General features: G+C 63.9%; 16 protein-coding genes, 1 tRNA gene and 1 other RNA gene. 7 read left to right on the top strand and 11 right to left on the bottom strand.

Annotated features, from left to right (window positions below; genetic code table 11):
• Positions 1-51: 51 nt before the first annotated feature.
• Entirely contained in the window at positions 52-3,162 is a 3,111-nt protein-coding gene (locus E3T47_RS04090; RefSeq protein WP_134554545.1) for a bifunctional [glutamine synthetase] adenylyltransferase/[glutamine synthetase]-adenylyl-L-tyrosine phosphorylase, read from the bottom strand.
• 38 nt (positions 3,163-3,200) lie between these two features.
• On the bottom strand, positions 3,201-4,538 hold the full coding sequence (locus E3T47_RS04085) for a glutamine synthetase family protein (protein WP_134554544.1): 1,338 nt from the start codon (positions 4,536-4,538) through the stop codon (positions 3,201-3,203).
• 86 nt (positions 4,539-4,624) lie between these two features.
• Between E3T47_RS04085 and panB the strand changes: the two genes are divergently transcribed.
• Positions 4,625-5,509: a 3-methyl-2-oxobutanoate hydroxymethyltransferase gene (panB, locus tag E3T47_RS04080; RefSeq protein WP_134554542.1), complete on the top strand. Its 885-nt coding sequence runs from the start codon at positions 4,625-4,627 to the stop codon at positions 5,507-5,509.
• Between the two features lie 21 nt (positions 5,510-5,530).
• Here panB and E3T47_RS04075 read toward each other — a convergent pair whose 3' ends face one another.
• Positions 5,531-5,719 carry an SPOR domain-containing protein gene (locus E3T47_RS04075; protein WP_134554540.1) on the bottom strand — a complete coding sequence of 63 codons (189 nt, stop codon included), beginning with the start codon at positions 5,717-5,719 and terminating at the stop codon, positions 5,531-5,533.
• 12 nt (positions 5,720-5,731) lie between these two features.
• Between E3T47_RS04075 and map the strand changes: the two genes are divergently transcribed.
• The gene (gene map, locus E3T47_RS04070) at positions 5,732-6,595 is read left to right on the top strand and encodes a type I methionyl aminopeptidase (RefSeq protein WP_134554538.1); all 864 of its coding nucleotides are present in this window, start codon (positions 5,732-5,734) and stop codon (positions 6,593-6,595) included.
• Between the two features lie 51 nt (positions 6,596-6,646).
• Positions 6,647-7,405: a polyphosphate--glucose phosphotransferase gene (ppgK, locus tag E3T47_RS04065; RefSeq protein WP_134554536.1), complete on the top strand. Its 759-nt coding sequence runs from the start codon at positions 6,647-6,649 to the stop codon at positions 7,403-7,405.
• A gap of 62 nt (positions 7,406-7,467) precedes the next feature.
• Here the strand turns inward: ppgK and rnpB are convergent.
• The 6 genes from rnpB to E3T47_RS04035 form a co-directional block, all read right to left on the bottom strand.
• Positions 7,468-7,863, bottom strand: an RNA gene (rnpB, locus tag E3T47_RS04060) — RNase P RNA component class A.
• Positions 7,864-7,911: 48 nt separating this feature from the next.
• Complete coding sequence (locus E3T47_RS04055) at positions 7,912-8,649, bottom strand: zinc ribbon domain-containing protein (protein WP_134554534.1); 738 nt, start codon at positions 8,647-8,649, stop codon at positions 7,912-7,914.
• A 60-nt stretch (positions 8,650-8,709) separates the two neighbouring features.
• On the bottom strand, positions 8,710-9,528 hold the full coding sequence (locus E3T47_RS04050; protein WP_134554532.1) for a Nif3-like dinuclear metal center hexameric protein: 819 nt from the start codon (positions 9,526-9,528) through the stop codon (positions 8,710-8,712).
• Between the two features lie 82 nt (positions 9,529-9,610).
• Complete coding sequence (locus E3T47_RS04045) at positions 9,611-9,946, bottom strand: hypothetical protein (RefSeq protein WP_134554530.1); 336 nt, start codon at positions 9,944-9,946, stop codon at positions 9,611-9,613.
• A 308-nt stretch (positions 9,947-10,254) separates the two neighbouring features.
• Entirely contained in the window at positions 10,255-10,632 is a 378-nt protein-coding gene (locus E3T47_RS04040; protein WP_134554529.1) for a hypothetical protein, read from the bottom strand.
• Complete coding sequence (locus E3T47_RS04035) at positions 10,589-10,909, bottom strand: hypothetical protein (RefSeq protein ID WP_134554527.1); 321 nt, start codon at positions 10,907-10,909, stop codon at positions 10,589-10,591. Before E3T47_RS04035 ends, E3T47_RS04040 begins: the two co-directional genes overlap by 44 nt.
• A 1,213-nt stretch (positions 10,910-12,122) precedes the next feature.
• Between E3T47_RS04035 and E3T47_RS04025 the strand changes: the two genes are divergently transcribed.
• Positions 12,123-13,994 carry a PA domain-containing protein gene (locus E3T47_RS04025; protein ID WP_134554525.1) on the top strand — a complete coding sequence of 624 codons (1,872 nt, stop codon included), beginning with the start codon at positions 12,123-12,125 and terminating at the stop codon, positions 13,992-13,994.
• A 366-nt stretch (positions 13,995-14,360) separates the two neighbouring features.
• On the opposite strand, the gene E3T47_RS04020 is transcribed toward E3T47_RS04025, so the two are convergent.
• Positions 14,361-14,433: transfer RNA gene (locus E3T47_RS04020), tRNA-Val, on the bottom strand.
• Positions 14,434-14,505: 72 nt separating this feature from the next.
• Positions 14,506-14,976, bottom strand: a complete 471-nt coding sequence (locus E3T47_RS04015) for a peroxiredoxin (protein ID WP_134554523.1) — start codon at positions 14,974-14,976, stop codon at positions 14,506-14,508.
• A 258-nt stretch (positions 14,977-15,234) separates the two neighbouring features.
• Between E3T47_RS04015 and aceE the strand changes: the two genes are divergently transcribed.
• From aceE to E3T47_RS04000, 3 genes are all read left to right on the top strand, one after another.
• Positions 15,235-17,961, top strand: a complete 2,727-nt coding sequence (gene aceE, locus E3T47_RS04010) for a pyruvate dehydrogenase (acetyl-transferring), homodimeric type (protein ID WP_134554521.1) — start codon at positions 15,235-15,237, stop codon at positions 17,959-17,961.
• Positions 17,962-17,967: 6 nt separating this feature from the next.
• Complete coding sequence (locus E3T47_RS04005) at positions 17,968-19,170, top strand: PucR family transcriptional regulator (RefSeq protein ID WP_105036859.1); 1,203 nt, start codon at positions 17,968-17,970, stop codon at positions 19,168-19,170.
• Positions 19,171-19,276: 106 nt separating this feature from the next.
• Entirely contained in the window at positions 19,277-20,197 is a 921-nt protein-coding gene (locus tag E3T47_RS04000; RefSeq protein ID WP_134554519.1) for an ACP S-malonyltransferase, read from the top strand.
• Positions 20,198-20,199: the final 2 nt, after the last annotated feature.

The raw sequence follows: 20,199 nt of genomic DNA, 5'->3' as shown, positions 1-20,199 counted from the left end.
ATCTTCGGATGCGGTCCCTTTCCTGTGTTCGCCGCCGCGCCCGCCGCGCGGTCAGCCGACGTTGGGCCCCGGACGTTCCACGGGGCCGTAGAACAGGCGCTCAAACACGGCCCGGGAGCGTCGGGTCATGGCGAGGTAGTCGTCCTCGAGCTGGTTCCCCGACCCAGGCGGGTATTCCATGACCCGGGCGATGCCCTCGAGGGCGGCACGATCGGTAGGCAACACGTTCGAAGTGTGGTTCGTCCACAGTGTGATCGCCGAGCGGGCGCGGGATGCGAAAATCCAGGCGCTGCGCAACACCGCGGCATCCGCTGTCGGTATCAAGCCGGCGTTGACCGCCTCCGTCAACGCCGACAGAGTCGAAGTCGTACGCAGCGCCGGAATCGCCGCCGCGTGCTGCAGCTGCAGGAGCTGGACCAGCCACTCCACGTCGCTGAGTGAGCCGCGCCCCAGCTTGAGGTGCCGGTTCGGGTCGGCGGCTTGCGGCAGACGCTCGTTCTCCACACGGGCCTTGATGCGGCGAACCTCCCGCACGGCCTGCTCGCTGATCGCGACCGGGTACCGCACGTCGTCGGCAACAGCTTCGAAGTCGCGCAACAATGCAGCGTCGCCAGCCACCCCGCGTCCGCGGAGGAGCGCCTGGGCCTCCCAGGTCAGCGACCAGCGGCGGTAGTAAGCCTGGTAAGAGTCCAGCGACCGCACGACCGGGCCGTTACTGCCCTCGGGCCGCAGCCCGATGTCCAGGTCGAGCGGCAACCGCCCATCTTCGGTGAGTCGGTTGAGCTCGCGCACGATGTAGCGGGCCCGTTCGTTGGCCGCTTCACCCTCGAGGATGCCAGCGCGAAAAACGTACATGACGTCGGCGTCGGAGCCAAAACCGAGCTCGGCTCCTCCGAACCGGCCCATACCGATCACGCCGAATTCGATTCCGTCACCGTCGGGCCTGTCGGGACCAGCGGCGCCGCTCTGGTCCGCCCTGGGATCACCCTGGATTAACAGGTCTCCCCCACGGATGGCGGCGATAACACCCTGGATGTAGGTCGCGTTGACATCGGTCAGGCCCTGACCGAGCTGGTCGAGATCGATCTGGCCGAGCAGGGAGGCGAAGGCCAGCCGAAGCATTTCTCGGCGGCGGGCTGCGCGCAGGATCGTCGCGGCGGCATCCGCGCTCTCATGCCGGCCCAGCACCGCCCGTGCTTCGTCCTGCAGCGCCTTAAGCGGCCGGGGCTGCAGGTCAGCTTCATCTTCGAGCCAGGCCACCGCTTCGGGGATCTTCTCCAGTAACTCACCGATGTACCTGCTCCCCGACAGCACCCGGGTGAGGCGTTCAGCGGCCCCCGAGGAATCGCGCAGCATGCGCAGGAACCAGTAGGTCGAGCCGAGGTTGTCGCTCAGCCGTCGAAAGGCCAGGAATCCATAGTCGGGGTCTGCCCCCTGCGATAGCCACTGCAACAGCACCGGAAGCAGGTGCCGCTGGATTGCCGCACGCCTGGACACCCCGCCGGAGAGGGCTCCGATGTGCGCGAGCGCCCCCTTGGTATTGAGAAAACCGATCGCCGCCAGGCGGGCCTCGGCCTGCGCACTCGTCAGGTTCAGGCCTTCCGCCGGCAGTGACGCCACCGCCGACAGCAATGGGCGGTAGAACAGCCGCTCGTGCAGGCCGCGCACCCGTTGCTTCGTCTCAGACCAGCGGATGGTCAGCCCGGCAGCGCTCGTGGCCAGCCCGGTCGACCGGGCGAGCACCCGCAACTGTGCTTCGTCGCGCGGTACCAGGTGGGTGCGGCGCAGCTTCTGCAGCTGCAGCCGGTGTTCCATCAGGCGAAGCATGCGATAGTCCTGGGCGAATTCAGTGGCTTCTGCGCGACCGACATACCCGGCGGTGGCCAACGCGGTCAGCGCCGGGAGCGTGCCGGCCTGGCGAACATCGGGGTCGGTCTGGCCGTGCACGAGCTGGAGCAGTTGCACCGTGAACTCGATGTCGCGCAGTCCGCCCGGACCGAGTTTGAGCTGCACATCGACCTCGTCATCGGGGATATTGTCGGTGACCCGCTCCCGCATCCGCTGTACAGATTCGACGAAATTTTCCCGGCTGGCGCTGTTCCAGACTTTCGGCGTGACGGCGTCGATGTAGCGCGCGCCGAGCTCACGGTCACCGGCCAGTGGGCGGGCCTTGAGCAGCGCCTGGAACTCCCAACTCTTCGCCCATCGGTCGTAGTAGGCCAGGTGGGATTCGATCGATCGTACGAGCGCGCCGCTCTTGCCCTCCGGGCGCAGGTTGGGGTCGACCTCCCATAGCTCGGGCTCCAGGGCCGATTCATTGAGGCCGCGCATGATCAGCACCGCAAGCCGGGTGGCGATCTCGACGGCGCGGGAGCTTTCCAGACCGACCGTCTCGTCGCCGTCGGCGACGAAAATCACGTCGACGTCGCTCACATAGTTGAGCTCGCTCGCACCGGCCTTGCCCATACCGATGATGGCCAGGCGCGTGGCGCCCACCTGGTCGGTCGAAAAAACGCCGCGCCCGGCAGTGTCTCCGCTGATCATTGTGCGGGCCACCGCGAGGGCGGCCTCGAGCGCCGCGGTGGCGAGATCCGACAGGGTGCGTGCTACGCCGTCGAGTCCGGCCACGGGGTCGGCTTGTTCGAGGTCGAAGGCCGCGAGCTGCGCCAGCCGTCGGCGATAACGTACCCGCAACGCGACCCACGCCTCATCATCGATCAGTACTGAGAATCCGTCGACGGCGCCAACGGCGTCGAGCAGGTCGTGTACCAGAGCATCGACGTTCGGCAGCACGACCAGCGGAGTCGACAGCACTGGCAATTCTTCCGGGTGTCGCAGAAAGAATTCGGCCAGCCCGCTCGACGCCCCGAGGACTTTCAGGAGACGCCCGGCCGCCGCATCTGACTGGAGGAGGTCGAACAATTCAACTGAACCCTGACGCAGCAGGGCGACCAGGGCGACGAGCGCGGCATCCGGGCTGGCTGTTGCCGTGAGCAGCGGCAACAACATCCGCGTGTCGGTCAAACGGTCGGAACCCCCGGAATCGCTGTGGGGGCTGGCAGCACCGAGTAGGGCGACCTCGTCGAGGCGCACACGCACCTCGGCGAGGTCGACGAAGCCGACCCGAACGAGTTCGGTCAGGGTCAATTTCAAACGCTCCATCGCGGGTGATTCCTTTGATCATCGACACCGGTGAGGAGCTAGAGCATCTCCAGGTTTTTCTGCAGTTCAAACGGAGTGACCTGTGACCGGTAGTCACGCCATTCCTGCCGCTTGTTTAGCAGTACATAGTTGAAGACCTGTTCGCCGAGGGTCTCAGCGACAAGCTCGGACTCCTCCATGAACTGGATGGCGTGGTCGAGACTGGCCGGCAGCTGCGTGTAGCCGAGCGCACGACGTTCCGTGTCACTGAGGCTCCACACGTTGTCTTCGGCCTCCGGGGGCAATTCGTAACCCTCTTCGATGCCCTTGAGACCGGCGGCCAGCATGAGCGAGTATGCAAGGTAAGGGTTGGCTGCCGAGTCGATAGCGCGGTACTCCACCCGGGCGCTCTGGCCCTTGTTGGGCTTGTACAGCGGCACGCGTACGAGGGCTGAACGGTTGTTGTGGCCCCAGCAGACGAAGCTTGGGGCTTCGTCGCCGCCCCACAACCGTTTATACGAGTTGACGAACTGGTTGGTCACGGCGGTGATTTCCGGGGCGTGCTTGAGCAGCCCGGCGATGAACTGGCGGCCGATTTTGGAGAGCTGGTACTTTGCGCCGGCCTCGTAGAAGGCGTTCGCGTCGCCCTCGAACAGCGACATGTGCGTGTGCATGCCGGATCCCGGGTGCTCCGACATCGGCTTGGGCATGAACGTCGCGTAAACGCCCTGCTCGATCGCGACTTCTTTGACTACCGTGCGGAACGTCATGATGTTGTCGGCGGTGGTGAGCGCGTCGGCGTACCGCAGGTCGATCTCGTTCTGGCCCGGTCCGGCCTCATGGTGGCTGAATTCCACGGAGATTCCGAGGTCTTCGAGCATGCGCACGGAGCGACGACGGAAATCGTGGGCGGTTCCGCCGGGGACGTTGTCGAAGTAGCCGGCCGAATCGACCGGAATCGGTCCGTTCTTGCCGTATTTCGACGACTTGAGCAGGTAGAACTCCACCTCGGGGTGGGTGTAGAAAGTGAAGCCGCGTTCGGCCGCCTTGGCCAGGGTGCGCTTGAGCACGTTGCGAGGGTCGGCCACGGCCGGCTGGCCGTCGGGCGTGGTGATGTCGCAGAACATGCGGGCGGTCGGATCGACTTCACCGCGCCAGGGCAGAATCTGGAAGGTGGTGGGATCCGGGTGAGCGAGAACATCCGCTTCGAATGAACGGGTGAGGCCCTCTATGGCGGAGCCGTCGAAACCGAGGCCTTCGTTGAACGCGCCCTCCACCTCGGCGGGTGCAATGGCGACTGATTTCAGTGTGCCGACGACGTCGGTGAACCAGAGTCGAACGAACTTGATTCCCCGTTCCTCGATGGTCCGAAGAACGAAGTCGCGCTGCTTGTCCATTCACGCTCTCTCTGATTGCTCCAACAGGTACGTAGCTCTAGGCTACTGGCTCCCGGCTTGATTACTTGCCTGACTACACTTGTCGCATGCCAGAGTTGACAGCCCCCGGGCCCGAGCAGACGACTTCCCCAGCGGATGCCGCGGTGCAGCATCCGTATCGCGCGGCGGACGGGCCCAAACGGGTGCGGACCCGCCACTTTCAGACCGCCAGGTTGCAGGGCATCCCCATCACGGGTCTGACCAGTTACGACATGCTCACTGCCCAAATTTTCGACGAAGCTGGGATCGACTTCCTCCTAGTGGGTGATTCAGCCGGGAACAACGTTTTCGGGTATGAGACCACCCTTCCGGTTACGGTCGACGAGCTCATCCCACTGACCCGTGCCGTTGCCCGCGCGGTCACGCGAGCCCTGGTCGTGGCCGATATGCCGTTCGGATCGTATGAGAGCGGGCCGGACCAGGCACTCGCCACGGCCGTGCGGTTCATGAAGGAGGCCCAGGCGCACGCGGTGAAGCTCGAGGGTGGCCGGCGCAGTCACAAGCAGATCCGGCGTATCGTCTCGGCCGGAATTCCCGTGATGGGCCACGTCGGGTTCACCCCCCAGAGCGAACACGGTTTGGGCGGGCACATCATCCAGGGCCGCGGGGACGCCGCCGAGGAACTCATCGCCGATGCCCTCGCCGTGCAGGACGCCGGGGCCTTCGCCGTCGTGCTGGAGATGGTGCCCGCGACCGTTGCAGCTCGTGTGACGGAACGCCTGTCGATCCCGACCATCGGGGTTGGCGCCGGGCCATCCGTTGATGGCCAGTTGCTCGTCTGGACGGACTTCGCCGGCATGACGAGCGGGCGGGTGCCTAAATTCGTCCGCCAATACGCCGATGTGCGAGCGGTGCTGACGGATGCTGTGCAGCGGTTCACCGCGGACGTCGCCTCCGGCGCCTACCCGGCTCCCGAGCACAGTTACGAGTAGAACCCGAATGCTCGGGGCGACTCAGCGGGCGTCGCGGGCGTCGTCTTCCGACCACTGAGCGCTGTTAGCGCGCAGTTTCTCCAGGGCATGAGCGGCCCCGTCGCGCGTAGGGAAGGGCCCGACCCGATCAATTGACGCCGACTGCAAACCGTGCTCCACTTGCCCGGTGCGCATGTTGTACCAGAATGCGTGTTCTTTGTCCTCGGCCATAAGCTTGATCCTATGCCTAAGGATTCCATCGGACACCTCATCCCGGGAACGGTGTCACCGACCCGTTTTGTTCCCTCCCACATCGTTCGCCCGGAGTACGTCGGCCGGCAAGGGCCGAGCCCCTTCACCGGCTCTGACGTCTATTCGGCCGAGAAGATCGAGCTCATTCGTGAGTCCGGCCGCATTGCCGCCCAGGCCATTGCCGCTGTCGGCCGGGCTATCGTTCCCGGCGTCACCACGGAGGAACTCGACCAGATCGGCCATGACTTCATGCTGGCGAACGACGCCTACCCGTCGACCCTCGGCTACCGCGGATACCCGAAATCGCTTTGCAGTTCGGTGAATGAGGTCATTTGCCACGGAATCCCCGACAACACGGTGCTCGACAACGGCGACATCGTCAATATCGACATCACGGCGTACAAGAACGGCGTGCACGGCGACACCAACGTCACGTTCATTGTCGGCGACGCCAGCGAAGAGGTGACGCTGCTGGTCGAGCGAACCAGGGAGGCCCTAGTTCGCGGCATCAAGGCCGTCGCCCCGGGGCGCCAGGTCAATGTGATCGGGCGCACCATCGAGTCCTACGCCAAACGCTTCGGCTACGGCGTCGTGCGTGACTACACCGGTCACGGCGTCGGCGAGGCGTTCCACTCCGGTCTCATCATTCCGCACTACGATGCGCCGCAGTACGACACGGTGATGGAGGTCGGGATGGTCTTCACCATCGAGCCGATGTTGTCCCTCGGAACCAGCGATTGGGATATCTGGAGCGATGACTGGACCGTGCTGACCCGTGACCGGAGCATCACCGCACAGTTCGAGCACACCCTCGTCGTGACCGAGCGCGGCGCCGAGATCCTGACACTCGCCTGACCGACTTCTTCGGATGGTTCGGTCTCGGCTTCACAGAAAGAGAATAGGGACATGATTACAACGTCGGCAATCGGTATCGATATCGGTGGTACCGGAATCAAAGGGGCGGTGGTCGACCTCACGACCGGTGCGCTGCTCTCCGACCGGGTGAAGCTGCCCACGCCAAAGGGCGGTCGCCCGCAGGACATTATCGAGGCCACCCGCACCCTGCTCGCCACCGTCTCCAAAGACGTCGACGGACTGCCGGTCGGCGTCTGCTTTCCCGCCGTCGTGAAGAACGGGCACACCATGTCGGCAGCGAACGTGTCGTCGAAGTGGATCGGACTGGCCGCCGAAACGCTGTTCGAAAAAGTACTTGGGCATCCGATCCACTTCGTCAACGACGCGGATGCTGCCGGTTACGCCGAGTCACAGTTCGGTGCTGCCCAGGACGTGGCCGGCGTCGTCCTGCTGACCACCCTTGGCACCGGCATCGGTTCGGCGCTACTCAACGACGGTGTGCTCGTTCCCAACACGGAGCTGGGCCACCTTGAGATCGACGGCTACGACTATGAGACCCGCGCGGCCTACTCGGCCAAGGAGCGGGAGGACCTCAGCTGGGACAAATGGGCTGCCCGCCTGCAGAAGTACTATTCGACTCTGGAGCTGCTCTTCTCCCCCGACCTGTTCATCGTCGGCGGCGGGGTCTCCAAGCATCACGAAAGCTTTCTGCCCCTGCTCAGGCTGAAGACGCGCATCATCCCCGCCGTGCACCGCAACAACGCCGGAATCCTCGGCGCGGCAGCATTGGCAGCCCGTTTTCCCGGCTAGCTATCGGAGTGGTGCCGCGGCGGGCCCGACGGCGGACCGCGGCCCGCATAGCACGATGGGGTGGAATGGGCCCGCTAGTACGCCGGGTTCTGTCCGGGTGTTTGCACACCGTCGACGGTCATCTATCTCGTGACTACGTTGCCGCAGCCCTCTAGCGGTCTACCCGAAAGCTCGGCGAGCAGCCTCAACGCTTTCTGTCTGACCTTGCTCCGGACGAGGTTTACCAAGCCGACCAGGTCACCCTGGCCTCTGGTGGTCTCTTACACCACCGTTTCACCCTTACCTCCTGCACCGTTCCCGAAGGCTCGGCACCGAAGGCGGTTTACTTTCTGTGGCACTGTCTCGCGGGTTACCCCGGGTGGGTGTTACCCACCATCCTGCTCTATGGAGCCCGGACGTTCCTCGGCAGTCGTATAGTCCGAGGACCAAACGACTGACGCGACCGTCTTGCCGACCCATTCCGAAAATCAAGCCTACAGGGCGTGTAGCGCCGCGCTAACCCCTGGCTAGATTCCGGACTCGTCGGTGCGCACCAGCACTGCGTCGCAGTCGGGGCAGAAGATGACTTCGTCGGCCGGTGCCTGGCGAGCAGCGGCGAGGTCGCTTCCGGTGAGTGTCATCGTGCATCCACTGCAGGTGCGGGCCCGCAGCAGGGCCGCCGCGTTGCCGTGGCCGGTGATACGGAGGCGCTCGTACAGCGCAGCGAGGTCACCGGGGATGGTAGCAGCCACCGTGGCACGGTCTCGGGTCAGTTCTCCGAGCTGCCGGGTCAGGTCGACGAGCACCTCGTCGCGCGCTGACTCGGTAGCGCTCACGCGCTCCGCGATGGCGTCGCGTTCCTTCTGCACCACGGCTACGGCAACCTCGTGCTCTTCCTGACGCTCCAGCACGGCGATTTCGATCTCTTCCAGGTCGAAGAGACGCTTCTTGAGCGAGGCGATTTCAGAGTCCAAGGCCTGGATGTCCTTAATCGATGAGGTGTGCTGCAGGCGGTCGGCGTCGCGTGCGATGCGCTTCTCGACGACCTCGACGTCGCTCTCGATGCGTCCCAGTTCGGTGCGCACGTCGTCGAGCTCGCCCGATCGACCGAGCAGTTTCATCCGGCTGGCTTCGGCCTCACGATTGAGAGTGGCCAGCTCGGCGTGTTGCACGAGCGACTTTGACTGGTGACTGAGCTGCAGAACCTTGATATCCAGGGCCTGAAGCCGCAGAAGTTCCTTCTGCTCGAGTGGTGATGCCTTCACGATGTCCTGACCTAACGCTGGAATTGAGATGTGGTGCGGAAAATTGGAGTGACTCGGAGATTAGTGCACAACGGCGAAGGACCACGGATCGGCGTTCAGTTCGCTGACCGTGACGATCATTCCCGGCAGGGCTGCGCGCAGCTGCGCGGCGGCCGGTTCCAGCCAGAGCCATTCGCTCGCCCAGTGCGACACGTCCATGAGAGCGGGGCCGCCCACACAGAGTGCTTGCTCACGAGCTTCAGAGGCCGGGTGGTGGCGCAGGTCGGAGGTGATGTAGACATCCGCTGCCAGAACCTTCGGCTGTCGCAGCAGAGAATCCCCGGCGCCGCCGCACAGCGCGACGGTGGTGATCGGTGCGGTATAGACACCCGCGACCCGCACCCCCGACGCCGTGGGCGGCAGCAGGGCCAGCAGAGCGTGGGCGAGGTGACCGAGGGTCGTCGGGTTTGGGAGCCGGCCGACCCGGCCGATACCCGTACCGGGCAGCGCGTTGTCAGTGATGGGGGTCGTGTCGACCAGACCGAGCCGGGTGGCGATGATATCGGAAACTCCGTCAGCGACGACGTCAGCATTCGTGTGGGCCGACAGCAGAGCGCACTGGGCGCGGATCAGCCGACTGAGCAGTGCACCCTTATAGCCATCCTCGGCGACGCTCGTTACACCGCGAAGCAACAGCGGATGGTGTGTCAGGAGCAGGTCACAACCGGACGCGATAGCCTCATCGACCGTGGCGGCGAGGGCGTCAACAGCGAGGTGGATTCTGCGCACCGGTCGGGACGGATCACCGCTGACTAGGCCGGGGGCGTCCCAGTCCTGCGCGCCGTCGAGGGGCCACATGGTATGGGCGACACGGGTAACGTCGGCGAGCGAGAATGGCACTCGATCAGCCTACCGGGAGACCGAGGCCGGGGCTTCGCCGGACACGGCGCAACCCGATGCGCCGCGCCCGACGAAAAGGAGGTCAGTAGTCGAAGTCGTCGAACTGCGCGGCTGCCGACTCCTCACGGGTCCAGGCGGCGGGAATCATGGCGCCGTTTTGCGCCTTACGGTGCAGAAAATCGGTGGTTTCCGGTTCGACAAGTTCGGGCGACAGGTTGTCCGCGGTCACGCTGACCAGCTGGCTGGCCGAACCGATCAAAAACTGGGCCCGCAGTAGGTTCCCGTCGTCGCCCATCACTGGTATGTCCACGACGTCTACCTGGCGTCGGTTGCACAGTGCCTCGGCGTAGAGCAACACCGCATCAGCAAGATCGCTGCCGGTTATTACTGAACCGCCCGGGTGAAATATGCGTTTCATGATCGCCCCTCGAACGCTCGGAAAATTCGCGTGCTACCGGGGTCTGGGGTTGCCACAAGAAGTATATGCCCGGTCTACCCCAAGACGATGGAATCTCAGTTATCTCGCACGTCGAGTCTTCACCGGCCGGTGAGTAGGCTGAACACGAGGTGTTAGAGGCTGAGCGCGCGATTCACGATGCTTGCGGCGACGTCGGCGAGCGGAAGACCATTGTTTCTGGTTTAGTCGCGAATCTGTCAAAAAAGTCGCCCATGTGCGCGCCGTTGGTATACGCCACCACACCCTTGGCCTGTTCGATCAGCACCCGGCTACTGATCGCGTGTGGCAGCTGCTGGCGAACAACCTCGCTTACGGATAACACGCTCCTGCAGGATTCCGATGGTCATGGCGCGCAGACGCAGCGGCACCGCATGCATCGAGGCGAAACCCTGGGCGAGGGCACCGGTCCGAAACTTCGCCCACTTGTCACCCGTGCGATCGATATCGGGAATGGCCACCGCCTGGTCCGTCGCAATTTGAGCGAGTGTTTCGGCGTCGGCGATCTGACCGAGAGTCAGTGCCTGCGACCCCTGAGAGAACAGCGACACCGCGCCGATATCGAGTGAACCCATGGTCAGCGGGAACGCGTAGCCGGCCCGCACGTCAATGTGTCGTGCCGCCTTTTGGAAGGGCCAGCCAAGGCGCATGCCGCACCGCATGCAGGTCATCGATCAGCACCGCATGCCGGGTGATCATGGCGTCCCAGGACGGTCCTTTACCGAGGCCGAGCTGAAGCTCATCAAACGTTAAGGCCAGCGGGGTGCTCGCGCAAATCGTCTCGGACCCGAAAGGGGCGCCCAACGTGCAGACGCTGGCGGCGCCGACCCGAAGCACACGCACGAACGGCCGGTAGATGCTCGTACCCCGTTCAAAAGACAAGGCCAGCTCGTTGACCGCCGCGGCGAACTCACGCCGCTCAGTCATTGCCGGCCGATGCCGCTCGGGCGGGCACATACCTATCGTGGTGACCGCGTCGATCTGTCATACGACCCCACGATCACGACATTCTGAGTAATACGAGAGTCGCTTCGCCCTGCTGCCAGCCACAAGATTCACCGAACCACCAGAGGGCGGTGATGAATGCTGATTGTGGGCCCTACCGGGCTCGAACCGATGACATCCACGGCGTAAAGGTCCGGTCGCACACAAATTCAATGAAGATCCGCAAGAACACGCGCTATCGAGAGACTGCGCGTTTGCGGTAACTTGCCCGAAAATCCGGGATTGTGGCGAATCCTGTTGCTGGAACACCAACGCCTCAACAACTCAAAACACCCAGCAGATTTGTTCTGCCTTTACGCAACACTAGCCGAGCATTACGAACTCGGCGGCACCGAACACCGTCGGTGCCGCTGGTCGTGACCCGGAGCTCCCGCGGACCGAGGGCGTCAGGCCCTCATGAGGCCACAGAATGCAAGAGTCCATAGGACTTTCCCTTACGGGTTCTGGTGGCGCTCTCGGCCGTCCTGCTGTCCGTTGACCCACGCCTGCGATTAACGAGCGTCCGGCAGAAATGCGGTGAGTTCCGAGTCACACTCGAACCCGCCGACAGCGTGACAGCCCGCGCCCCCCCTCAACCCGCGAAGCTGTGTCCCGAGCACAGACGCGCTCTCCGACCACCTGTGGGCGCTGCGGCCGCACCCCGGGCACGATCGATTGGTCACAGGAGTGGATCGAAACCCTGTGCCGCTGGCACCACGAGCCCCGGCGCACGTGTAACCCCGCTGTCTAACGCCCGCGCCGATTCAGGGCATCCAGCCGCACGCACGGCAGCGAGCACACATCGTCGACCGGAAGCCACGCTCGAGCAAAACGAAGCGCCTGCATGATGCGCATCGGATCGTAGAGAATCACCCGCCATAGTCCCTCCCCGTCCATAGCCAAGACCTCCAAAAGTGTCCCCATTGCGCTCGATGCACACGGCCCGCGGCGAGTGGGTGATTTCCGCGAGGCCCAGTTCACCGCCCGACAGAGAATTCGGTTCGAAGGCCACCGAGAGGGGTAGGCCATGGCGACGCATGCGCACCGCGTCGCCATGGCGGCCACACCCTGGTCGATTTGTACTTCCTTGCCAAAGCGTGTATAAGCGGACTACGGTTCGAACATTCGATTTAAAATTCCGCACCGAAGGAGTGTCATGGTCAAATCACCTGCCATTCGCGCTGGACTGACGCTGGTGTCCGTCGCAGCGTTGATCTTCGCCACAACATCCGTTGCATCGGCCCGACCCGGGGACGACGGCGCGCTAGCGACCGCCGACGGCGCTCGCGACGCCCACCAGCACGGCGAAACGGCCGGTCATCTGCCGGCAACACAGTCCAATGTCAACGTAGTCTCCAAACTGAAGATGAAGAACGCGGTGCCCGAGAAGATCGCCGATGTGGGCGTCTTCAAGGACTATGCCTACCTTGCTGCGTGGGGCGTCGTGTCGTGCACCTACAACGGGGTGCACGTCGTGGATATCAAGGACCCCTCGAAGCCGAAGGAGGTCGCGTTTATCCAGTCCAAGGAGGGCAGCTACCCAGGCGAGGGTGTCCAGGCCCTTCAACTCGATACGCCAGCCTTTACCGGCGACGTGCTCCTCACCAATAACGAGAAGTGCAAGGACCAAGCAGGGTTCGGCGGCATGAATCTCTATGACGTGACGAATCCCGAGCACCCCACACCACTCGCCGTGGGCATTGGCGATTCAACAGCCGATGGTCAGGGCAAGAAGACCTCCAACCAGACCCACAGCGTTTTCGCCTGGGATGCCGGCGACAAGGCGTACGCGGTCATCGTTGACAACGAAGAGGGCACCGATGTCGACATCATGGACATCACCAACCCGAAGAAGCCGTTCCTCACCGCCGAATACGATCTGGACAAGACCTTCCCGCAGATCCTCCAGAACGCACCGTCGAACCTGACCGAGGTGTTTCTCCACGACCTCGTCGTCAAGCAGATCGCCGGAAAACAGGTGATGCTGTTGTCCTACTGGGACGCCGGATACGTCACCGTCGACATGACCGACGTGCACAACCCGATCTATGTCGGCGATACGGACTTCACCAACCCCGACCCTCAGCTTCAGGAGTCGGCAGGCCTGATCGAGAAGCCTGAAGGCAACGGCCACCAGGGCGAGTTCACCCTCGACAACAGGTTTGTAATCGGTGCCGACGAGGACTTCGCGCCCAACGGCGCGGAGGGCACCACGGATGACTCCGCGACACCGTTTCAAATCTCGCAGGGCAGCGACACACCGCAGCTGCAAGGCGGGGAGTCGCTGACCGGTGATGCCGTCTACGCGGGACAAGCATGTTCCGGTGATCCGGTTGTGCTACCGGCGCCGGTCACCGCAAGCGGCAGCCAGATCGCGATCGTCACCCGTGGTCTCTGCGCGTTCACCGAGAAGGTGGCGAACGTTGAAGCGGCTGGCGGCTATGACGCAATCGTCATCATCAACCGCGAGGGTACCGACGGATGCGGCGCGTTCGGGATGAGCGTTGCCGGCAACATCCCGACCTCTTCGGTCGACCGTCAAACCGGATTCGGTTTCTTCGACCTCGAGGCCTCCTACGATAACGTGGCCTGCCTCGCCGGTGCTGCCAGCCTGATTCCCGGCCTGAGTCTGGGCGCCGTCGGAGACCTCGTTTCCTTGCGCGCGTTCTTCGACGGTTGGGGTTATGTGCACCTCTTCGACAACTCGACGGGCAAGATGTCCGAGCTGGACACCTATGCAATTCCCGAAGCCATGGACCCGGCCTACGCTGTGGGCTTCGGCGACCTCTCGGTTCACGAGGTGGCCACGTCCAAACAGCGGGCCGACCTGGCGTACTTCTCGTATTACGCGGGAGGTTTTCGAGTGACCAAAATCATCGACGACAAACTCATCGAGACCGGTCGCTTCATTGACGAGGGCGGCAACAACTTTTGGGGTGTGGACGTGTTCGAGAACAACGGCGTCGAATACGTTGCGGCCAGCGACCGTGATTTCGGGCTCTACATCTTCCGATACACGGGAAACTGAGCCGACAGCCTGATCTGAATTACCCGCACGAAATCGCTCCTGAGAACCCCCTCAGGAGCGATTTCGTGCGTCCCGGTGGCGCCGTAGGCCGCGCCGGGTCAGCGGGGCAGCACCAGGGCGCCGTTCATGTGACGGGGAATCGTGTCCTGGTGCTGAGCCCATGACAACCGAAACCCCCGTCGGGAAGCCGTTGAAGACCAGACGACCCATGGTCGGTGCGAGCGTGTCGCTGATCTGACGCATGAAATTGGGCGCGCTGACACCGTGGCGCACGCTCACCACGCCTCACCAACTGACAGGTTGATTTGCGAGCCGACTCCGCGAGGCGATACCTTATATATTTTTTCTGATCAGGCATTTTACTTGTGGGCCCTACCGGGCTCGAACCGATGACATCCACGGTGTAAACGTGGCGCTCTACCAACTGAGCTAAAGGCCCCGACGACGACGCTCCGTCTCGGGCCTTCTCAGTATAGGTCAGAGTCGACGTGCGCTTGGCGACCCGCCCGCTTTAGAGAACCGGTGCGAGCTGCCCGAGCGCGGCGCGGTAGGAGTCGATCGAGCGCGGTTCGCCAGGCGCGGTGATAAAACTGGCACGGATGATGCCGCTCGGGTCGATGAGGAACGTCGCCCGATTCGCGAAACCCTTTTCCTCGAGGAAGACGCCATATTCCTTCGCGACGGCGCCATGGGGCCAGAAATCGGCGACCAGATCAAAGGAGTATTTCTCCTGCTCGCCGAAGGCGCGCAGGGCGTGTCGGGAGTCGACGGAAATGCCGATCAGCTCAACGTCGTCGTCCTCGAACAGGGCAAGGTTGTCGCGGAGCTCACACAGCTCCCCACTGCAGATCCCCGAGAATGCAAGGGGAAAGAAGACGAGCGCCACCGACTTCGTCCCCCGGTACCGGCTGAGCTGAACGGTTTCGCCGAACTGGTTGATGAGCTTGAAATCTGGTGCCTGGGTATCGTTTTCGAGAGCCATGAATGCTCCTTTCCCGGTGCGCCCTGGCGCACGGATTGGCCGATGTCACACTCTAGTCGGGCAACGTGCGCGGATTCACAGGACTAGCGAGTTTTCGGTCGTCGGCATCTCCGCACGCGGACAAGGGGTGACATCGGTAGGCTTACGGGGTGCCGCGGGTTGCAATCCAACCTGCTCTTTTACGGCACGTGCCCCGTGTCGGCGCAGTCTGCCACCACAGAGCACCATCGCTGCGCAAACCCCAAGGAGAGGTCGACTGTGACGGTCAACGACCAGGACCCGTACTCGACGAACAACGCCGACACCGACCCGGAGGAAACGGCGGAGTGGTCGCAATCCCTCGATTCGCTCGTTGCCGAACACGGCCACGAACGCGGACGGGAGATCATGCTCAGCCTGTTGAAGCGTTCGAAAGAGCTTCATTTGGGCGTTCCCATGGTTCCGACCACGGATTACATCAACACCATCGCCCCGGAGAACGAACCAGATTTCCCGGGCGACGAAGACATCGAGCGCCGTTACCGAGCCTGGATTCGCTGGAACGCTGCCGTTCTGGTGCACCGCGCCCAGCGTCCCGGCATCGCTGTGGGTGGCCATATCTCGACCTATGCGTCATCCGCTGCCCTCTATGAAGTCGGTTTCAACCACTTCTTTCGCGGTCAGGACCACCCGGGTGGTGGCGACCAGATCTTCATCCAGGGCCACGCCTCCCCCGGCACTTACGCTCGGGCCTTTCTCGAGGGCCGCCTGACGGAGAACCAGCTCGACGGATTCCGCCAGGAGAAGTCGCACGCCCCCGACGGGATATCCTCGTACCCGCACCCCCGGCTCATGCCAGAGTTCTGGCAATTCCCGACCGTCTCCATGGGACTCGGTCCAATCAACGCCATCTATCAGGCCCAGCTCAACCGCTACCTGACCAACCGGGGCATCAAAGACGCCAGCGACCAGCAGGTCTGGGCGTTTCTCGGAGACGGTGAGATGGACGAGGTGGAAAGCCGCGGCCAGCTGCAGGTCGCCGCCAACGAGGGCCTCGACAACCTCAACTTCGTGATCAACTGCAACCTGCAGCGCCTCGACGGCCCGGTGCGCGGAAACGGCAAAATCATCCAGGAGCTGGAGAGCTTCTTCCGCGGTGCCGGTTGGAACGTTATCAAGGTGGTCTGGGGTCGCGAGTGGGACAACCTGCTCAAAAACGACGTCGACGGCGCCCTGATCAACCTCATGAACGTCACGCCCGATGGTGACTACCAGACCTACAAGGCCGAAAGCGGCGCCTACGTGCGTGAGAACTTCTTCGGCCGGGACCCGCGCGCACTCAAGCTGGTCGAGCATCTAAGCGACGATGAGGTCTGGAACCTCAAGCGCGGCGGCCACGACTACCGCAAGGTCTATGCCGCGTTCAAGGCAGCGTCGGAGCACACCGGCCAGCCCACCGTCATCCTCGCGAAGACAGTCAAGGGTTACGGTCTTGGTCCTAGCTTTGAGGGCCGCAACGCGACCCACCAGATGAAGAAGATGACCCTCGACAACCTCAAGTCGTTCCGGGACAGCATGCACGTGCCGATCACGGATGCCCAGCTCGAGGAAAATCCGTACCTGCCGCCCTACTACACCCCCGGTGACGGGGATGAGGCGATCGAGTATATGCACGAGCGTCGTCGTGCGCTCGGCGGATACCTGCCGGAACGTCGCACCACGCACACCAAGCTCAACCTGCCCGGCGATGAGACCTACGCCGTCGCCAAGAAGGGGTCGGGAACGCAGGAAATCGCCACGACCATGGCGTTCGTTCGTCTGCTCAAGGAACTGTTGCGGGCCAAGGATTTCGGCAACCGCATCGTTCCGATCATTCCCGACGAGGCTCGCACCTTCGGCATCGACGCGTTTTTCCCGAACGCAAAAATCTATAACCCCAACGGCCAGCATTACACCTCGGTCGACCACGCCCAGCTGCTCGCGTACAAGGAGAGCCCGCAGGGCCAGATCCTGCACGTCGGCATCAACGAGGCCGGCGCCGCAGCGGCCTTCACCAACGTAGGCACGTCGTATTCCACGCAGGGCGAACCACTGATTCCGGTCTACGTGTTCTACTCCATGTTCGGATTCCAGCGCACCGGCGACGCCCTGTGGGCTGCCGGTGACCAGATGAGCCGTGGTTTCATCGTCGGCGCCACGGCCGGTCGCACGACGCTGACCGGGGAAGGTCTGCAGCACGCCGACGGTCACTCGCCGCTGCTGGCGTCGACCAACCCGGCCGTCGTCTCCTACGACCCGGCGTACGGCTATGAGATCGGCCACATCGTGCGCGCCGGACTCGAGCGCATGTACGGCGGCACCCACACCGACCCGAACGTTATGTACTACATCACGGTGTACAACGAGCCCGCTGTGCAGCCGGTCGAACCCGCAGACGTTGACGTTGACGGCATCCTGCACGGCATCCACCGGGTGAACGCATCCACGGTGAGCGGACCGAAGGCGCAACTCCTCGCCTCGGGCGTCGCCGTGCCGTGGGCGCTGGAGGCCCAGCAACTGCTCGCTGACGACTGGGGTGTCTCGGCGGACGTCTGGTCGGTCACCTCGTGGACCGAACTGCGCCGGGACGGCCTGGCGGCTGAGGAACACAACTTCCTCAACCCCGACGACGAGCCCCGCATCCCGTACGTCACCACGAAGCTTGCAGGCGCCGCCGGCCCCTTCGTGGCTGTATCGGACTTCATGCACGCCGTTCCCGACCAGATTCGGCAGTTCGTTCCGAGCGACTTCGCGACGCTCGGCGCCGACAGCTTCGGCTTCTCGGATACCCGACCCGCCGCACGCCGGTTCTTCAAGATCGACGGTCCGTCCATGGTCGTGCGTACCCTCGAGCTACTCGCCCGCCGCGGCGAGGTAGACCGCAGCCTCGCCGGGCAGGCAATCGCCAAGTACCGCCTGCACGATGTGAGCGCGGGCACCACCGGCTCTGCCGGGGGCGAGAGCTAAGAAACCGTGGCACCGGCGCCCAAAACGAAAGAGCAGACTCTCAACTGGCTGCGCACCATCTCCGGTGAGCTGTCGACCCAAACGCTCAAACGACTCGAAGACACGCTGTCCTGGTATGGCGACATGCCACCGGGGCGGCGGTCCGCCGTCGGCCTGGTGGCCCAGGCCGGGATCACGAGCTTCATCTCGTGGTTCGACGACCCGCGGTCGACGCCGTGGATCGCCGCTGACGTCTTCGGCGCCGCGCCACGAGAACTGCTCCGCTCGGTGAGCCTGCAGCAGACGCTGCAGCTCATTCGAGTGACCGTCGAAGTCGTCGAAGAACGCGTCAAGGACGGCGGTGAAGCCCTGCGGGAAGCGATTCTGCTCTACTCGCGCGAGATCGCCTTCGGGGCAGCGGATGTCTACGCTCGCGCCGCCGAGGCGCGCGGCCTCTGGGACGCGCGCCTCGAAGCTCTCGTCGTTGATTCCATTCTCAGCGGGGAGTACGACGACGAACTGCCCAGCCGGATCGCAGCGCTCGGCTGGCACGGCCATGGTGAAGTCTGCGTTCTGGTCGGCACAACGCCCCAGATGCTCGACGTCGACCAGTTGCGCCGCGCCGCCCGGCACATGGCCGCCGACGTGCTCATCGGCGTGCAGGGGAACCGCCTCGTGCTCGTGATCGGTCGAGCCCGACCGGCGCCGGCTGACAGCGAAGATGTCGGCACGGCTGCGGCGTTGACCTTCATGGAGATCGCCATGCAGCTCGAGCCGATCTTCGGCCCCGGGCACCTGGTGCTCGGTCACGAGGTGCCCAACCTCGTGGATGCGTCGAAGAGTGCCAAAGCCGCGCTGGCCGGTTTCGCCGTCGCTCGCTCGTGGCGGAACGCGCCGCGGCCGGTGCAGGCCGACGATCTGCTCCCCGAACGCGCCCTCGCCGGCGATCCGCTCGCCCGGGCCACGCTAATCCATCGCATCTATCGGCCCCTGCAGGCGCACTCCACCGAGCTCCTGACCACGCTGTGGTGCTACCTCGACAACGGCCGCTCGCTCGAGGCGACCGCGCGCGAACTGTTCGTGCACCCCAACACCGTGCGCTATCGCCTTAAACGCGTCTCGGAGGTCATCGGCTATGACGCCACCGGAGCCCGAGAGGCACTCATCTTGCAGTCGGCGCTCATCATCGGCTCGATCAGCGACCACGACGGTTCAACCCGCCGTCGCTGATTAACCCCACGAAACGTCGTCGAGGTGCGACTACCGACAAAGCTTTCCTGAATTCTTCGTGCGATCTGCACATTCATTTGTCCCACCAGATTGGAAGACTGACTAAATGATCGTTGTCGTCTGCCCGGGTCAGGGCTCCCAAACTCCCGGATTCCTCGAACCCTGGCTGGCCCTGCCTGCCTTCAGCGCTGGCCTGCAACACATTTCCGAGGACCTCGGCCTGGACCTCCTCGCCCACGGCACGATCAGTGACGCCGACACCATTCGCGACACGGCCATCGCCCAGCCCCTGATCGTGGCCGCCGGCATCCTCACCCTCGAAACGCTGCTCACGCCGGAACGCCGCGACCGAATTGGCGGTATCGCCGGGCACTCAGTGGGCGAGCTGACCGCCGCTGCGGGAGCGGGCATCCTGAATACCTCTGAAGCGGTGCGGTTCGTGCACGCACGCGGCATGGCGATGCAAGCTGCTGCCGCCCTCATTCCCACCGGGATGAGCGCCGTGATCGGTGCCGATGAGACCGAGCTGCTCGCCCGCGTCGCCGAGCTCGGCCTCGAACCGGCGAACTTCAACGGCAGCGGCCAGATCGTGGTGGCCGGCGCCCTCGATGCCCTCGCCGCCCTGGCCGAGACTCCCCCGACCCGTGCCCGGGTCATTCCGCTGCAGGTCGCCGGTGCATTCCACACCCGGTATATGCGGCCTGCCGTCGAGCGGATGACCGTAGTCGCCGACTCGCTGCGGCCCGACAATCCGACCCTCCCCATCTGGACCAACCGCGATGGCAGCCAGGTGAAAGACGGCACCCGCTTTGTGGATCTGCTGGTCGCTCAGGTGTCGTCACCGGTACGGTGGGACAGGTGCATGGAGGCCTTTGCTGCGGCGGGAGTCACCGGAATCATCGAGGTGGCGCCCGCCGGCGCCCTCGTCGGTCTCGCGAAGCGAGGACTCAAAGGCGTCCCCAGCGTCGCCATCAAGACCCCGGACGACTTGCCCGCCGCCTGGGCCATGATCGACCAGCAGTCCTGAAT

It is taken from the genome of Cryobacterium ruanii, from assembly GCF_004404055.1.
Classification (GTDB): Bacteria; Actinomycetota; Actinomycetes; order Actinomycetales; family Microbacteriaceae; genus Cryobacterium; species Cryobacterium ruanii.
Note: the sequence above shows the minus strand (reverse complement) of the source record. Positions and strands in the feature narration are given on the sequence as shown.

What these genes read in the sequence shown, in the direction of transcription:
- E3T47_RS04090 (WP_134554545.1), bottom strand. Translation starts at nt 3,162, where the DNA reads ATGGAGCGTTTGAAATTGACCCTGACCGAACTCGTTCGGGTCGGCTTC.
- E3T47_RS04085 (WP_134554544.1), bottom strand. Translation starts at nt 4,538, where the DNA reads ATGGACAAGCAGCGCGACTTCGTTCTTCGGACCATCGAGGAACGGGGA.
- panB (WP_134554542.1), top strand. Translation starts at nt 4,625, where the DNA reads ATGCCAGAGTTGACAGCCCCCGGGCCCGAGCAGACGACTTCCCCAGCG.
- E3T47_RS04075 (WP_134554540.1), bottom strand. Translation starts at nt 5,719, where the DNA reads ATGGCCGAGGACAAAGAACACGCATTCTGGTACAACATGCGCACCGGG.
- map (WP_134554538.1), top strand. Translation starts at nt 5,732, where the DNA reads ATGCCTAAGGATTCCATCGGACACCTCATCCCGGGAACGGTGTCACCG.
- ppgK (WP_134554536.1), top strand. Translation starts at nt 6,647, where the DNA reads ATGATTACAACGTCGGCAATCGGTATCGATATCGGTGGTACCGGAATC.
- E3T47_RS04045 (WP_134554530.1), bottom strand. Translation starts at nt 9,946, where the DNA reads ATGAAACGCATATTTCACCCGGGCGGTTCAGTAATAACCGGCAGCGAT.
- E3T47_RS04040 (WP_134554529.1), bottom strand. Translation starts at nt 10,632, where the DNA reads ATGCGCCTTGGCTGGCCCTTCCAAAAGGCGGCACGACACATTGACGTG.
- E3T47_RS04035 (WP_134554527.1), bottom strand. Translation starts at nt 10,909, where the DNA reads ATGACTGAGCGGCGTGAGTTCGCCGCGGCGGTCAACGAGCTGGCCTTG.
- E3T47_RS04025 (WP_134554525.1), top strand. Translation starts at nt 12,123, where the DNA reads ATGGTCAAATCACCTGCCATTCGCGCTGGACTGACGCTGGTGTCCGTC.
- E3T47_RS04015 (WP_134554523.1), bottom strand. Translation starts at nt 14,976, where the DNA reads ATGGCTCTCGAAAACGATACCCAGGCACCAGATTTCAAGCTCATCAAC.
- E3T47_RS04000 (WP_134554519.1), top strand. Translation starts at nt 19,277, where the DNA reads ATGATCGTTGTCGTCTGCCCGGGTCAGGGCTCCCAAACTCCCGGATTC.